The organism is Lelliottia jeotgali, from assembly GCF_977070485.1.
Genome location: NZ_CDRVFO010000001.1, coordinates 379,581 through 393,980 on the forward strand (window position 1 = coordinate 379,581; position 14,400 = coordinate 393,980).

General features: G+C 63.6%; 17 protein-coding genes and 1 tRNA gene. 7 read left to right on the forward strand and 11 right to left on the reverse strand.

The window, feature by feature from the left end:
* Nucleotides 1-2 precede the first annotated feature (2 nt).
* A tRNA-Sec gene (locus tag ACW4TB_RS01665) sits at nucleotides 3-98 on the forward strand.
* A 9-nt stretch (nucleotides 99-107) separates the two neighbouring features.
* Here the strand turns inward: ACW4TB_RS01665 and ACW4TB_RS01670 are convergent.
* Nucleotides 108-1,097 (reverse strand): asparaginase, encoded by a 990-nt coding sequence (locus ACW4TB_RS01670; protein WP_279932587.1) that lies wholly within the window; start codon nucleotides 1,095-1,097, stop codon nucleotides 108-110.
* Between the two features lie 72 nt (nucleotides 1,098-1,169).
* Complete coding sequence (locus ACW4TB_RS01675; RefSeq protein ID WP_012312492.1) at nucleotides 1,170-2,612, reverse strand: alanine/glycine:cation symporter family protein; 1,443 nt, start codon at nucleotides 2,610-2,612, stop codon at nucleotides 1,170-1,172.
* Nucleotides 2,613-2,790: 178 nt separating this feature from the next.
* Here ACW4TB_RS01675 and ACW4TB_RS01680 point away from each other — a divergent pair, with 178 nt between their 5' ends.
* From ACW4TB_RS01680 to ACW4TB_RS01690, 3 genes are all read left to right on the forward strand, one after another.
* Complete coding sequence (locus ACW4TB_RS01680) at nucleotides 2,791-3,600, forward strand: helix-turn-helix domain-containing protein (RefSeq protein WP_012312493.1); 810 nt, start codon at nucleotides 2,791-2,793, stop codon at nucleotides 3,598-3,600.
* A 211-nt stretch (nucleotides 3,601-3,811) separates the two neighbouring features.
* Nucleotides 3,812-4,696: a sugar nucleotide-binding protein gene (locus tag ACW4TB_RS01685; RefSeq protein WP_039603270.1), complete on the forward strand. Its 885-nt coding sequence runs from the start codon at nucleotides 3,812-3,814 to the stop codon at nucleotides 4,694-4,696.
* Nucleotides 4,689-5,621: an NAD-dependent epimerase/dehydratase family protein gene (locus ACW4TB_RS01690; RefSeq protein ID WP_279932582.1), complete on the forward strand. Its 933-nt coding sequence runs from the start codon at nucleotides 4,689-4,691 to the stop codon at nucleotides 5,619-5,621. The genes ACW4TB_RS01685 and ACW4TB_RS01690 overlap by 8 nt, the downstream gene beginning before the upstream one ends.
* A gap of 47 nt (nucleotides 5,622-5,668) precedes the next feature.
* Here ACW4TB_RS01690 and ACW4TB_RS01695 read toward each other — a convergent pair whose 3' ends face one another.
* Entirely contained in the window at nucleotides 5,669-6,112 is a 444-nt protein-coding gene (locus tag ACW4TB_RS01695; RefSeq protein ID WP_012312496.1) for a winged helix-turn-helix transcriptional regulator, read from the reverse strand.
* Between the two features lie 104 nt (nucleotides 6,113-6,216).
* Between ACW4TB_RS01695 and ACW4TB_RS01700 the strand changes: the two genes are divergently transcribed.
* Entirely contained in the window at nucleotides 6,217-7,422 is a 1,206-nt protein-coding gene (locus tag ACW4TB_RS01700; protein ID WP_254467073.1) for an MFS transporter, read from the forward strand.
* Here ACW4TB_RS01700 and ACW4TB_RS01705 read toward each other — a convergent pair.
* From ACW4TB_RS01705 to ACW4TB_RS01725, 5 genes are all read right to left on the reverse strand, one after another.
* The gene (locus ACW4TB_RS01705; RefSeq protein ID WP_279932578.1) at nucleotides 7,410-8,093 is read right to left on the reverse strand and encodes an OmpW/AlkL family protein; all 684 of its coding nucleotides are present in this window, start codon (nucleotides 8,091-8,093) and stop codon (nucleotides 7,410-7,412) included. The genes ACW4TB_RS01700 and ACW4TB_RS01705 overlap by 13 nt on opposite strands.
* Nucleotides 8,094-8,202: 109 nt before the next feature.
* The gene (locus tag ACW4TB_RS01710; RefSeq protein WP_012312499.1) at nucleotides 8,203-8,718 is read right to left on the reverse strand and encodes a DUF3299 domain-containing protein; all 516 of its coding nucleotides are present in this window, start codon (nucleotides 8,716-8,718) and stop codon (nucleotides 8,203-8,205) included.
* A 9-nt stretch (nucleotides 8,719-8,727) separates the two neighbouring features.
* On the reverse strand, nucleotides 8,728-9,993 hold the full coding sequence (locus tag ACW4TB_RS01715) for an ABC transporter permease (RefSeq protein WP_012312500.1): 1,266 nt from the start codon (nucleotides 9,991-9,993) through the stop codon (nucleotides 8,728-8,730).
* Nucleotides 9,993-10,703, reverse strand: a complete 711-nt coding sequence (locus tag ACW4TB_RS01720) for an ABC transporter ATP-binding protein (RefSeq protein ID WP_012312501.1) — start codon at nucleotides 10,701-10,703, stop codon at nucleotides 9,993-9,995. Before ACW4TB_RS01720 ends, ACW4TB_RS01715 begins: the two co-directional genes overlap by 1 nt.
* Nucleotides 10,704-11,276 carry a DUF2796 domain-containing protein gene (locus ACW4TB_RS01725; protein ID WP_254467076.1) on the reverse strand — a complete coding sequence of 191 codons (573 nt, stop codon included), beginning with the start codon at nucleotides 11,274-11,276 and terminating at the stop codon, nucleotides 10,704-10,706.
* 133 nt (nucleotides 11,277-11,409) lie between these two features.
* Between ACW4TB_RS01725 and ACW4TB_RS01730 the strand changes: the two genes are divergently transcribed.
* Nucleotides 11,410-11,754 carry a hypothetical protein gene (locus tag ACW4TB_RS01730; RefSeq protein WP_012312503.1) on the forward strand — a complete coding sequence of 115 codons (345 nt, stop codon included), beginning with the start codon at nucleotides 11,410-11,412 and terminating at the stop codon, nucleotides 11,752-11,754.
* Between the two features lie 58 nt (nucleotides 11,755-11,812).
* Here the strand turns inward: ACW4TB_RS01730 and trxA are convergent, their stop codons facing one another.
* From trxA to ACW4TB_RS01745, 3 genes are read right to left on the reverse strand one after another with little or no spacing between them, the layout of a single operon-like run.
* The gene (gene trxA, locus ACW4TB_RS01735) at nucleotides 11,813-12,685 is read right to left on the reverse strand and encodes a thioredoxin (protein ID WP_012312504.1); all 873 of its coding nucleotides are present in this window, start codon (nucleotides 12,683-12,685) and stop codon (nucleotides 11,813-11,815) included.
* A gap of 31 nt (nucleotides 12,686-12,716) precedes the next feature.
* Nucleotides 12,717-13,376: a class I SAM-dependent methyltransferase gene (locus ACW4TB_RS01740; protein ID WP_012312505.1), complete on the reverse strand. Its 660-nt coding sequence runs from the start codon at nucleotides 13,374-13,376 to the stop codon at nucleotides 12,717-12,719.
* Nucleotides 13,377-13,829 (reverse strand): YbaY family lipoprotein, encoded by a 453-nt coding sequence (locus ACW4TB_RS01745; protein WP_012312506.1) that lies wholly within the window; start codon nucleotides 13,827-13,829, stop codon nucleotides 13,377-13,379.
* 106 nt (nucleotides 13,830-13,935) lie between these two features.
* Between ACW4TB_RS01745 and nrdR the strand changes: the two genes are divergently transcribed.
* Complete coding sequence (gene nrdR / locus ACW4TB_RS01750; RefSeq protein ID WP_008092351.1) at nucleotides 13,936-14,400, forward strand: transcriptional regulator NrdR; 465 nt, start codon at nucleotides 13,936-13,938, stop codon at nucleotides 14,398-14,400.

A 14,400-nucleotide genomic window follows, 5' to 3' on the forward strand; every position in this document is an offset into this window, starting at 1 on the left:
AAGGAAGGCAATCGCGCCCGGTGGCGCGGCCGGGCTTCAAACCCGGTTGGGGACGGCAGCCGTTCCCGGGCAGGTTCGACTCCCGCTGCCTTCCGCCAATTTCCTGTTCAAGCGCGCTCGCCGCACAGGTCCAGCGCAAACCACTGCTCTGCAGCATCTGCATCCAGCCCCGCGCCCAGCAGCGCAAACATCTTGCCCAGCGCCGCCTCACGGGTCATGCCACCGCCACTGACCAGCCCGGCACCGCGCAGGCGGTTGCCCGCCGCATAGGTATCGAACACCACCGAACCCTCGGGGCACTGGCTGATGGCAACCAGCATCACCCCACGCTGGCGCGCCGAGCGCAGCACGTCGAGCAAGGCTTGGTCATCCGACGGCCCGGTGCCGCTGCCGTAACATTCCAGCAGTAGCCCTTGCACCCCGGTGTCGAGCACCGCACGCAGGTGTTCGGCCTGCAAACCGGGGAATACCGGCATCACGGCAAGGTTCACCGGTTGGCGCTGCTGGCGATAACCCAAAGTGGCAGGTATGTCTTTCGCCCGCTCGCCTTCACGATGACGCGGCAACGCGGCGAAGGCGTCGAACGCTTCGCTGCGAAGCTTCGAGGCGCGGCAGCCCTGTAACAGCTGGCCATGGAAGTACAGCTGCACGCCAGCCTCAAGGCCTTGCTCGAACTGGCGCAGGGCACCGCACAAGTTGTCCCAGGCATCACTGCCCGGTGCACCGGCCGGCAACATTGACCCGGTCAGCAGCACCGGTACTGGCAGGCCCAGCAGCAGGAACGACAACGCCGCAGCGCTGTGGGCGAGGGTGTCGGTGCCATGCAGCACCAGCACGCCATCATGGCCGCCATTGTCCACTGCACGGACGATGGCATCGCGCATTGCCAGCCAGTTGTGCTGCTGCATGTTGGCACTGTCGAGCAGCGGGTTCATTTCCTGGAGCGTCCACTGCACCTGAGGTGCATCGCTCAGTTGGGCGAAGTGTTCGCGCATCCGCGCATCGAAACCACCGGCCGGCGCCAGGCCTTCGGCGGTTTCGAGCATGCCGATGGTGCCGCCGGTGTAGAGGACGAGAAGATTCGTGACTGCACGCATGGAAAGCATCCGTAGCGGTGACCGGAGAGTAGGCAGCCGCCCGCGAACGGGGCGGCTGGGCAGGCGAGGATATCAGCGCTGCGGTTGAACTTCGCCGACGGCTTTGTCAACGGCTGTTTCGGCCTGCGGATTGGCCGGCCAGGCGTTGCGATCCAGGTCCAGGTCGGCGAACTTGCTCGAGTCGAAAACGGGCTGCTTGATGCCGGCTTTGCGCTGGTCGTCGTAATCGCGCATCACGCGCAGGCCGACCTTGAACAGCAAAGCCAGGGCGACCAGGTTGACGAAGGCCAGGCAGGTCATGGTGATGTCGGCGAATGCGAACACGGTCGACAGGTCCTGCACCGAACCCCATACCACCAGCGCCAGTACCAGGCCGCGGAACACCAGCAGTACCAAGCGGTTGCGGCTGAGGAACTGCAGGCTGTTCTCGCCCAGGTAGTAGTTGTAGAGGATGCAGGTGAAGACGAACAGCGACAGCGCGACGCTGACGAACAGCCGGCCCCAGTCACCGACCACGGCAGCCAGCGAGTTTTGCGTCAGGACGATACCGTCACCTTCGAAGCCCGGGGTATAGAACCCAGACAGCAGGATCAGCAGGGCGGTGCAGGTGCAAATCAGGAAGGTGTCGAGGAACACACTGAATGCCTGGACCACGCCTTGCGCACCCGGGTGCTTCACGGCAGCCACGGCAGCGACGTTGGGCGCACTGCCCAAGCCTGCTTCGTTGGCGAACACGCCGCGTTTCACGCCCATGACGATGGCGCTGCCGAGCAGGCCGGCGAATGCAGGGTCCAGGCCGAAGGCGCTCTTGAAGATGGTTTCCAGCATTGCCGGTACGTGTTCGATCTGGGTGCCGATCACGTACAGGGTCACGCCGATGTAGGCCAGGGTCTTGACCGGTACCAGCAGGTCGGAAACTGCGGCGATGCGTTTGATGCCACCCAGGAACACGATGGCCAGCAGCACCGCCAGGGCGATACCGGTGTGGCTTGGGTCGAAGCCGAAGGCGTTCTGCAGCGAATGAGTCACGGTGTACGACTGCAGGCCCATGAAGGCGAAGCCATAGGTGACCAGCAGCAGGATCGAGAACACGATGGCCATGCTCCTGAGCTTCAGGCCGTGCAGGATGTAGTAGGCCGGGCCACCACGGTACAGGCCGTCGCCATCGGCGCGCTTGTACACCTGGGCCAAGGTACATTCGAAGAAGCTGCTGGCCATGCCCACCAGTGCGGTGACCCACATCCAGAACACGGCCCCCGGGCCACCCAGGGTCACGGCGATGCCGACACCGGCGATGTTACCGGCACCAACGCGGCCGGCGAGGCTCAGCATCAGGGCCTGGAAGGAGCTAAGCTGGCCTGCCTGGCCACGCAGCGATTCTTTGAACACGCTGAACATGTGGGCGAAATGGCGGAACTGTACGAACCGCGAGCGGATGGTGAAGTAACCGCCGAGACCGACGATCAGCACGATGAGAAGCTTCCCCGAAAGGAAATCGTTGAGTGCTTCGAGCATTGGGAAATGACCTCGATTCTTATTCTTCGCGTGAAAAGACCAGCGGACGGCAGGCGCACCGCTATCGTTGGGGCGCATGGTTGGCCATGACAAGAGTGGTTACAATTTCGCGGGTTGCTCTGAATTGGCGCGACTTGATGCTACACTTGCGCCATTCGCGTCACCCTGGATTCAAAACATGAGCGATCATTTCGCTACCAACCTCAAATTGGCCTGCAGCCACTACCGCTCTATCTCCGAAGTTTGCCGCCAGCTGTCGATCAACCGTGCGCAGTTCAACAAGTACCTGAGCGGGCAGAGCCGTCCGACAGCGTTCAACCTCAAGCGCATCGGTGATTTCTTCGGTGTCGAGGATTACGAACTGAACTTGCCACCCGAGCAGTTCGCCCGCCTGATCGGCGCCCGGGTATCGGCCGTGGCCGACCAGCCCAGCGACCCGATCAGCGAGCTGTTCCGCCCGCTGCACGAGCACGCCGGCAACCTGTCGCGCTACTGCGGCTATTACTTCGAGTACTCCAACTGCATGTCGGTACCCGGCACGATCCTGGTGTCACTGGTGCACCTGCGCGAGGAGCGCGGCCGCTTCCTGTTCGAACGCCAGGAGCGTCAGGAGCGCTCCACCGCCACCGACCTGCATGCCGAGGTGCGTTGCCGCTACCTGGGCGCGGCGTTCCAGCTGCAGGACCGGATGTTTCTCATCGACTACGAGTCGTTGACCCTGAACGAGATGAGCCAGACCATCCTCATCCCCAGCTTCAAGAGCCGCATCACCCGCTTGAATGGCCTGAAGACCGGCGTTTCCAGCGGCGACCGGCGCAACCCGGCCTGCACACGGGTGGTGTGGGAGTACCTGGGTGAGGAGATCAACCGCATCAACGCCTACCGGCAGGTGAAGCTGTATCAGCCGGACGATCCGCGAATCGATGACGATGTGCGTGAGCGGTTGAGTGTGGGGCCGCTCAGTAACGGCTTGTTCGAAATCGAATAGATTGCGCATCTGTACGGGCATTGCCTCTTGGCGTCCGATGTCACGGGCAGGCTCAGCAGGCTTGTAGTTCAATGAATGCGAGAGGGAGGACCGCGGGTCTGGCCCTAGCGTTTACCCCGGTAGTGCTGTCAGCCTCAGGGTTGGACTTCCCCGTCTGGAAACCGCAAAATGACCCCTTTCCCTCATCAACCTGTTCGGATCTGCTGACTCTATGCGTATGCGCCTGATGCTGTTGGGTGGTGGCAATGCCCTTGGGCAAGCGCTGATTCGTCTCGGGGCCGAGGAGGACATCGCATTTCTGGCGCCGCGCCCGCCGGAAGACGGCTGGACGCCGGCAAGCCTGACCCAGCTGCTTGACGATCATCGCCCTGATGCGCTGGTCAACCTGGCTTACTATTTCGACTGGTTCCAGGCCGAGTCGGTCAGCGAGCCGCGCCTGGCTCAGCAGGAGCGGGCGGTGGAGCGCTTGGCGGAGCTGTGCCAGCATCACCAGATCACCTTGGTGCAGCCTTCCAGCTACCGGGTGTTCGATGGTTCGCGTGCCACGGCCTATAGCGAAAAAGATGAGCCGGTGCCGTTGGGCCTGCGTGGCCAGGCCTTGTGGCGCATCGAACAGAGCGTGCGTGCGGCGTGCCCGCAGCATGTGCTGCTGCGCTTCGGCTGGCTGCTGGACGAGAGCATCGATGGTGCCTTGGGTCGCTTCCTGACCCGCGCCGAGCAACCGCAGGAGCTGCTGCTGGCCGATGACCGCCGCGGCAACCCGACGCCGGTCGACGATGCCGCGCGGGTGATCCTGTCAGTGCTCAAACAACTCGATTGCACCGCGCCGCTGTGGGGCACTTACCACTACGCCGGTAACGAGGCGACGACGCCGCTGGCGCTGGGCCAGGCGATCCTGGCCGAGGCCGGGCAGCATCGCCAGCTGGCCGTGCAGGCGCCGACCGCGCAGGCGCATGCCGCCCGCCCGGATGCCAGTGAAGAGCCGCAGAACGCGGTGCTGGCCTGCAAGAAAATCCTTCATACCTTCGGCATCAAGCCGCGTGCCTGGCGCGCCGGCCTGCCGCCTCTACTGGACCGTTTCTACCGCCATGGCTGACGCCCCCATCCTGATCACCGGCGGCGCCGGCTTCATTGGCTCCCACCTGTGCGATGCGTTGCTGGCTAAAGGCTACGCGGTGCGTGTGCTGGACGACCTTTCCACTGGCAAGCGCGACAACCTGCAACTGGGCAACCCGCGCCTTGAGCTGGTCGAGGGTGATGTTGCCGATGCCGCATTGGTGCAGCGCGCCGCGGCAGGTTGCAGCGCTGTGGTCCACCTGGCCGCGGTGGCTTCGGTGCAGGCGTCGGTCGAAGACCCGGTCAAGACCCACCAGAGCAATTTCATCGGCACCCTCAATGTTTGTGAGGCCATGCGCCTGCAGGGCGTGCGCCGGGTGTTGTTCGCCTCCAGCGCGGCGGTGTACGGCAACAACGGCGAAGGCCAGTCGATTGCCGAGGATACGCCCAAGGCACCGCTGACCCCCTATGCGGTGGACAAGCTGGCCAGCGAGCAGTACCTGGACTTCTACCGCCGCCAGCATGGGCTGGAGCCGGTGGTGTTCCGCTTCTTCAACATCTTCGGGCCGCGCCAGGACCCTTCCTCCCCGTACTCCGGGGTGATCAGCATTTTCAGTGAGCGGGTCACCCAAGGGTTGCCGATCACGGTGTTCGGCGACGGCGAGCAAACTCGGGATTTCCTGTATGTGGGCGACCTGGTGCAGGTGATGGTGCAGGCGCTCGAGCAGCCGCAGGTGGAAGAGGGCGCGGTGAATATCGGCCTGAACCAAGCGACTTCGCTGAACCAGTTGCTCAAGGCGCTGGAAACCGTGGTCGGCAGCTTGCCGCCTGTCAGCTATGGCGAGGCTCGTTCGGGTGACATTCGCCACTCGCGGGCGGATAACCAGCGTTTGCTGGCACGATTCGATTTTCCGCAGCCGACTTCGATGGTCGAAGGGCTGGCGCACTTGCTCGGCAAGGCGTGAAATCAAGGCCTCTGTAGGAGCGGGCTTGCCCGCGAAGAGGGCACCGCTCAGCCGTGGTTGATCACCCGTCTCCGGCAGTCCTCCGGCCCCACAACCCGGCCATCCTGCGCCCGTACCAGCAGCGTCTCGATCGGCTTGCCGCTGGCGCTATCCAGCAGCTGCGACCGTGCTTCCCCCGCCTCGAACAAAAACCTCTCCCCCCACTGCCGCAGCCCCACCACGATCGGAAACACCGACCGACCTTTGTCGGTGAGCACATATTCCTTGTAGGCACTGCCATCCGACGCCGGCTGCAGCTGCAGCATGCCGCTTTCCAACAGAAGCTTAAGCCGCGATGCGAGGATGTTCTTCGCAAGCCCAAGGTTCTTCTGAAATTCACTGAAGCGGCGCAGGCCATCGAAGGCATCGCGCAGGATCATCAGCGCCCAGCGGTCGCCCAATACTTCCAGGGCCCGCGCTACAGGGCATTGAGCGTTCACGTCATCGAGCATCGGGTGCAACCTTCGGTGATCATCTGGTTGCAGATTAAAACCACATTTGCTAAATAGCCAGTATGTGGTTTCAATTTGAAACCAGTTTCACTGGAGCTGAACCGATGAACGATGTGCTGACGCGCGGGATAACCCTGCTGCTCGCCGCCACCTGCGCCATGGCCGTGGCCACGGTCTATTTCGCCCAACCTTTGCTCGAGTCGATCGCGGCGGACCTGGGCGTGCCTCAGGCGCGCATAGGCTGGGTTGTCGGTGCCACCCAGGCGGGATACGCGCTGGGGCTGATCCTGATCGTGCCGCTCGGTGACTTGTTCGACCGCAAGCGCCTGGTACTGGGCCAGCTGCTGGTTGCGGCGCTGGCGCTGGCCGCCGTGGGCCTGGCGCACAGCTGGGCGGTAATGCTTGCCGCTTTGGCCCTGGTCGGGCTGATGGCGGTGATGGTGCAGGTGATGGTGGCGCATGCCGCGATCCTTGCCTCGCCCGCCCGCCAGGGGCAGGCCGTGGGTACGGTCACCAGCGGTGTGGTGCTGGGCATTCTGCTGGCGCGCCTGGTCTCCGGTGCGCTTGCCGATGTGGCGGGTTGGCGCAGCGTCTACTTCGTGGCGGCGGGGTTGCTGTTGCTGATGACCCTTGTGCTCTGCCATTGCTTGCCAGCAGGGCGCCGCCCGCAACATCGATCAGGTTACCTGGCACTGATCGGCTCGCTGTTCAGCCTGTACCGCCAGGACCGCTTGCTGCGCCGGCGTGGCCTGTTCGGCCTGTTGATCTTTGCCGCCTTCAGCGTGCTATGGAGCAGCATGGTCTTGCCCCTGGGGGCCGCACCCTTGGCGTTGAGCCACAGCGAAATCGGCCTGTTCGGCCTGGCAGGTATTGCCGGTACGTTGGCCGCGTCGCGTGCAGGGCGTTTGGCCGATCAGGGGTTGGCAGAACGCACCACCGGCCTGGCGCTGGCACTGTTGACGCTGTCATGGCTGCCGACAGCCTTCGTCGGGCAATCGTTGATGGCTTTCACGCTGGGTGTGCTGATGCTGGACTTCGCCGTGCAGGCGGTGCACGTCACCAACCAGAGCCTGTTGTTGGCCGGGCGGGGCGAACTGGCCAGCCGGTTGATCGGCGCCTACATGTGTAGTTATGCCATTGGCAGTGGGCTTGGCGCGGTGCTGGCGAGCTGGGCGTATGCCCGCTGGGGCTGGGGCGCAGTGTGCGCGCTGGGGATGTCGTTCAGCGCACTGGCGCTCGGTTACTGGCTGTGGCTGCAAACAGAAAGGGCGGCCTCGGCCGCCCTGCATCGCAGTGGTCAGAACTTGTAGCCAAGGCCGACCATGTAGACCCACGGGTCGACTTCCACGTTGACCTTGGTCTTGCTGTAGCCCAGCGCGCTCGGACCGTCGACGGTGGCCTTGGTGTCGATATCCACGTACCAGACCGAGGCGTTGACCAGCAGGTTGTCAGTGAGCATATAGTCCATGCCCAACTGACCTGCGATACCGACCGAGTCCTGCAGCTTGAGGTTGCTGAAGCCTTGTTGCTTGCGCGCGCTGCTCAGGTCTTCGTCGAAGAACAGGGTGTAGTTGATGCCGATACCCGCGTACGGCTGGAAGCGCGAGTTCGGTGCCATCGGGTAGTACTGCAGCGACAGGGTCGGTGGCAGTTGCTTGATGTCGGCCAGCTTGCCGTCCAGGCCGCCACCCAGGCCCTTCACGCCCACGGTGTGCTGGAACGGCGTGGCCGCCAGCAGTTCAAGGCCGACGTGGTCGGTGAGCATGTAGGCGAAAGTCAGGCCCAGTTGGGTGTCGCTGTCCAAGGTCGCCTTGGTGCCCGACACCTTGTTGCCGTCGAACTTCAGGTCGCCGCTGCTTTCGTTCGGGGCGGTGGTGATGGCGCCTGCGCGCAGGATCATGTCTCCCGCCTGGTAAGCGTGTGCGGCAGGAACGGCGAGCGCAAGGGCCACAAGTGAGGCGCCGAGCAAGGACTTGTTCATGGAAGCTCCGAAAGGACGTGAGTAATCAAGTTGTCCAATGGTACGGAGCCGTCTAAACCGAATGTTTGACCCAGCTCAAAGAACTGCGTTCACGAATTCGAAACAGTTCTCACTTCAGCTCATAAACATATATTTTTTCGGCTTCCATCTGGTAACCGGCGTCGGCCAGCTCGCTGCTGGAGGCTCTGACGTGCAGCTTTCCTTCAATCCAGTAGGGCTGGTACAGGTCTTCGACGCGTACGCCCATTTCGCTGAAAATATGCACGATCTGGTTGGAGGGCGGTGGCGGTACATGGATGCAGGCGCCGTAGTAGGGCACTAACAGGAACTCGGTAGTGCGACCTTCTTCACTGACTTCCAGGGGCACGATATAGCCGGGAAGTTTGATTTGCTGGCCGTCCAGGCCCTTGACCACCGGCGCGTCGGGCGCTTGCTGGCGCGCCGCTGGAGCTGATTCAGCGGACAGGGCACTGCTCAGTTGCGACATGTCGTGCAGTGGGGCGAGTTGCGGCGGGATGATCGGCGCGCCCTCCGGGATCAGTGCAGGCCAGTCGAGTTCGCGGGGTTCGGCCGCCCAGGTGGGGGCGGCGAGCATCATTAGGGATAAAAACAGCGCGCGAAGCATGGCGTTTTCTCAGAGGTGAATCGACAGACCATCGGCCAGCGACTGCCGATAGGCGCGCCAGGCCGGCACGCTGCCCATCAGCAGCGCTGCGCCGAGGATGATAGCAAGCAGCGTCCACTCGTGCGTGCTGGGCCAGGCCAGCGGCAGGTACAGGCCGTAATTGGCCTGAACGTAGCCTTGGGCGAGGGCGATGCCGCCATACAGCAGGCCAAGCCCGGCAACGATACCGGCACTTGCCAGTGCCAGCGCTTCGAGAACCAGTAACCCGGCAATGTGCCAAGGCCGGGCCCCCACCGAGCGCAGAATCGCCATCTCCCGGCGACGTTCGTTGAGGCTGGTGAGAATGGCCGTGAGCATGCCGATCAAACCGGTCAGTACGACAAACAGCGAGACCACGAACAACGCCTGTTCGGCCGTGCCCATCAGGCTCCACAACTCCTGCAGCGCTACCCCGGGCAAGATCGCCAGCAGCGGCTCGCTGCGGTATTCATTGATCTCGCGCTGCAGGCTGAAGGTGGCGATCTTGCTGTTCAGGCCCAGCATGAATGCGGTGATCGCGGCGGGCTGCAGGTCCATGGCGCGAGCCTGTTCGGCACTGATGCGCCCGGCACCACGTGCAGGCACGCCGTTATGCCAGTCGACATGGATCGCCTCCATCCCCGCCAGGCTGATGTGCAACGTGCGGTCGACCGGTGTGCCGGTGCGTTTGAGCACGCCGACCACGGTGAACGGCTTGTCGTCGTGCTTGACCAGGCTTATTGCCGCCACACCATGGGCAAGCACCAGCTTGTCGCCAAGCCTGTAGTGCAGCGCCTCGGCCACCTCGGCGCCCAACACCACCTCGAACGGGTCGCCGGCGAACTCACGGCCCTGACTCAGCTCCAGATGCTGCCGGCGACCGTACTGGTAATGGCTGAAGTACTCAGCGGTGGTGCCCATCACTCGATACCCGCGGTGCGAGTCGCCGAGCGAGATGGGAATCGCCCACTTCACCCGTGGGTCCTGAGCGTAATGCTGGTAACTGTCCCAACGGATATTGTTGGTGGCGTTGCCGATGCGGAACACCGAATACAGCAGCAGGTTTACCGAACCCGAGCGGGCGCCGACGATCAGGTCGGTGCCGCTGATGGTGCTGGCGAAACTGGCGCGTGCTTCGGTGCGCACACGTTCCACGGCCAGCAACAGGCACACCGACAGGGCAATGGCGAAGGCGGTGAGAAACGCCGTGAAACGGCGATTGGCCAGGCTGGCCAGGGCAAGGCGAAGCAGGTACATCAGGCCTCCCGGGGCTTGGCTGCGCGGTTGAGTTCGGCCAGTGACAGATGACGGTCGAACAGCGGTGCCAGGCTCTGGTCATGGCTGACGAACAACAGGCTGGAGCCGGCGGCGCGACATTCATCGAACAGCAGGCGGATGAACGCTTCCCGGGTGTCGGCATCCAGTGCCGAGGTCGGTTCGTCGGCAATGACCAGCTCGGGTTGGCCGATTAATGCTCGGGCAGCGGCCACCCTTTGTTGTTGGCCGATCGACAGGCTGTCGGCGCGGCGGGCAAGCAGTGCCGGGTCGTTCAGGCCCAGATGGGCAAGCAGCTCGCTGGCAGCTTGGTCGACACTGCCGTGGCGTTGGCGGGCGCGGTCGGCCCGGCTGTGCGAAAAGCGGCAAGGCAGTTCGACGTTTTCTCGTACCGAGAGGAACGGCAGCAGGTTGAACTGCTGGAAGATATAACCGGTGTGATCGACCCGAAAGCGGTCGCGGGCGCCTTGGCCAAGGCTGCCGAGATCCTGGCCGAGCAACTGGATATGGCCCTGAGCTGGCACGTTCACCCCGCCCAGCAGGCCCAGCAAGGTGGTCTTGCCACTGCCGCTGGGGCCTTTGAGGAACAGGGCCTCGCCTGCTTCCAGGCGAAACGCGGGGATATCCAGCAATGGCGGCTGCCCTGGCCAGGCGAACAACAGGTCTTGCAGCGCGATCAACGGCAGGCTCATTCAGAACGCAACCACGGCCTTGGCAGGCGAGATGTCCAGGCCTTTCTGACCGCTCGGGCCGATCAACTGCACATTGATTTTCTGCGTGGCGGGGAAGGTCTTGAACAGCGGCGTGAGGTCGAGCTGAGAGAGCTTGTCCGGGGCGGAGCATTTGAGCTGATAGTGGGCACTGATGTCGCTGTGCTGGTGGCCATGCTCATGTTCATCACCGTCGTCATCTTTTGCCGCATCACCGAACAGTGGGCTCTCCAACTCCTGAGCATCTTCCTTGCAGCCAGCAGCCGCTGCCAGGCCAAACAGCTTCAGAGGTTGCTCGAGCTGCTGGCGCACGGCGGCAACCTTGGCTTTGTCGGCATCACTGCTGGCGCTGTGTTCAAAGCCGACCAGGTTCATTGCCGGGCTCTCCAGCTCCAGCTCAAGGGTGTTGCCGTCGAGCACCACATTGAGCTTGGCCACACCGTGCTCATGCGCCCCGAGTGTGCCGTGGGCGTGATCATGGTCATGGTCTTCGTGGGCATGAGCCACGGCCAGGGGCAGCAGGGCGAAGGGCAGGGCGAGCAGCAGGCGACGCATGGACGACTCCAGAAGCAGACTGGGAATGATTTGGTAATGTTATAACAACTTTTCTCTGTGCCGCCAGCCTGCGTGGTGCAGGTTTCATGTTGTTGTAGCATGAGGGTATTGAACGCGCTTGAAGGAATGCATCGTGAGAATTCGTGGACAGATTGGTGACTGGCCGGTGGACCTGACCATCGAGCTGGAGCCCGCGGAGTGGGCGCAGTTGGGCCGGCAGCTTGCAGTGCCTGTGGTCGCCGAAGCGGCATCGCCGGCCATGGCGGCGGCGTCGCGCCAGGATGACGGGCAGTGGACGGCTGCGCGGGAGGTGCTGCGTCAGGCGGGGCAGATGAACGGGCCAGAGTTGCTGGACCGGTTGGAAGGGCTGGCGGGTAGTACGGCGGCGGGCAAGCGGCTGCTGGTGCGGTTGCGACACAGCAGTGAGGTGAAGGTGGAAAGTGGCGCTGATGCGCCGGTGTATCACTGGGTCGGGTAAAGCTGTAGGCGTTTTTTTGCCCAGCAAGCGAGGGCATGGCCCTCGCCTACTGCGCTAATCAGAACATGGCCGAAGACAGCCTGCGGCGGTACACAGCCACCAGCGGATGGTCGCCACCGAGCAGGTCGAACACTTGCAGCATCGCCTTCTGCGGCAAGCCGTTTTCATAGGCGCGGTTACGCTGGAACAGCTTCAGCAGCCCATCCAGCGCCGCTTCATATTGCTGGCGCGCCAGTTGCTGGATGCACAGCTGGTATGCCGCCTCATCATCCTGCGGGTTCTGCGCCAGGCGGCTTTTCAGGTCGGCGACTTCCGGCAGGCTGGCGGCCTGGCGCAGGAAGGTCAGCTGCGCTTTGGCACCGGCCAGGGCGGCCTTGTGCTCATCGGTCTTGACCGCGTCCAGCACGATCTGCGCTTCGCCCAGCTCACCGCGCTCGGCCAGGCAGCGGGCATACAGGATCAGCGCCTCGGCATTGCTGTTGTCTTCCCCCAGCAGGGCCTGCAGCAATGCCTCGGCCTCGGCGAAACGGCTCTCGGCGAACAAGCCTTTGGCTTGCTCCAAGGGCGAGGCGGCCGGTGCGGCAGGCATCTGCACATGTGGCTCGAGCATGGCGCGGATCGCCGACTCCGGCTGCGCGCCGGCAAAGCCGTCGACCGGCTGGCCATCCTTGAACAGCACTACTGTGGGCAGGCTACGAATGCCGAACTGGGCAACGACTTGCTGCTCAACGTCGCAGTTGATCTTGGCCAGCAGCAGCTCGCCCTGATAACCCTCGGCGATTTTCGCCAGCAATGGCATCAGCGCCTTGCAGGGCGCGCACCACTCTGCCCAGAAGTCCACGAGGACCGGCTTGTGGAAGGAGTTTTCGATCACCAGTTGCTGGAAGTTGGCGTCGGTGGCATCGAAGATAAAAGGTGTTTCCTGGCTCATCGCGACTCTCGCAAATCCGTGAATGGCACCACTATAAAGGCTCGCGGCTGGCGTGGTACAGGCTGACCCGGCGGAATTCGTGCGGCTCGGCCAGGTCCGGGAGGGTCAGTGCTTCAAGCACGCCCAACTGCTGGTAAAGCGGGTGGCTGAAGTCGCGTACACGTGAGTCGGCCACCAGGGCCTGGCGACCGCGGCCAAGGAAGGCATCGAGTAGCGGCAGGTTGGCGCGGTCGTACAGCACATCGGCAACCAGAATCAGGTCGAAACGGTCGTCTTCGGCGAAGAAGTCGTTGCTGTAACTGAGCTCAACCCCGTTCAGCTCGGCATTGGCGCGGCTGGCATCGAGTGCCAGCGGGTCGAGATCGCAGGCCACCACTTCCAATGCACCGGCGCGCGCTGCGGCAATGCCGGCGATACCGGAGCCGGAGCCAAAGTCCAGCACGCGCTTGCCGGCGACCCATTCAGGGTGCTCGGCCAGGTAGCGGGCCATGGCCAGGCCGCTGGCCCAGCAAAAGCTCCAGTACGGTGGGTCTTCGAGAATACGCCGGGTTTCTTCAATGCTGAAGGCGCGGTCCATGTTCTGATCGTCGATCAACCAGAGTTTGAGCGCGCACCCAGGCAGTTCGCTGACGACCAGCCGCGCTTCGCCGATCAGGCCGCTGAGGGCCTGTTGCAAGGCAAGCGGTGCCACCTAAGGCGCCTTCTTGAAACGCAGCGGGCCAGTGGCCTGAGTCTGGGCCTGGGTGATGCGCACGGGCGGCAGGTGCATGATCAGTTGGCCCGACTGGCTGGCGCGGCCACGCAGCTCGACCCGAGCGCCGGCCGGGAAGACCTCTGGGTTGAAGCGCAGACGGTAGGGCAGCGCCTGGCCCGTCCCGGTCAGTGTGCTGCTGGCCAGAAGCTGTTGCGGGCGGTCGCGCTCGTCGATGACCAGCAAGGCCAGTTCCACGTCGGCACCGCGGGGGATTTCCAGCAAGGTACCACTCAGTTCGCGTTGATAGGCGGGCAGCGGGCCCAGCGGTTCGGCCTTTTTCGCCACCTTGGCGGGCGCAGGTGCCGGGGCTGGCTCGGTCTTCGGCCGATCGCTGCCACAGGCGGCGAGCAGGGCGGCGCAGCCCAGCACGACGAGCGCTCGATAATGCATGGGGTAATCCTTCAGGGGCAGATTTACCTTGGATGTTAACCCCTTTGGCTTGTCTTGCCAGTGGGATGCGCTACCATGGCCCTCCCTTTTTTTGTTGCCTGCCACCATGCACTGTCCCTTTTGCGGTGCCAACGACACCAAGGTCATCGACTCGCGCCTGGTCGCCGAGGGCGAACAAGTGCGCCGCCGTCGCGAATGCGTAGCCTGCGGCGAGCGTTTCACCACCTTCGAAACCGCGGAGCTGGTATTGCCCCGGCTGATCAAGCAGGACGGCACGCGCCAGCCTTTCGACGAAGAAAAGCTGCGTGCCGGCATGCAGCGGGCGCTGGAGAAGCGCCCGGTCAGCGTTGAACGCCTTGAGGCGGCCCTGGCACATATCAAGAGCCGGCTGCGCGCTACGGGTGAGCGCGAGGTCAAGTCGCTGGTGGTGGGTGAGCTGGTGATGGCCGAGTTGCGCAAGCTCGATGAAGTGGCCTACATCCGTTTCGCTTCGGTGTACCGGCGCTTCCAGGACCTCGATGAATTCCGCGAAGAAATCGACCGCCTGGCCCGCGAGCCGGCTAAAGAGTGA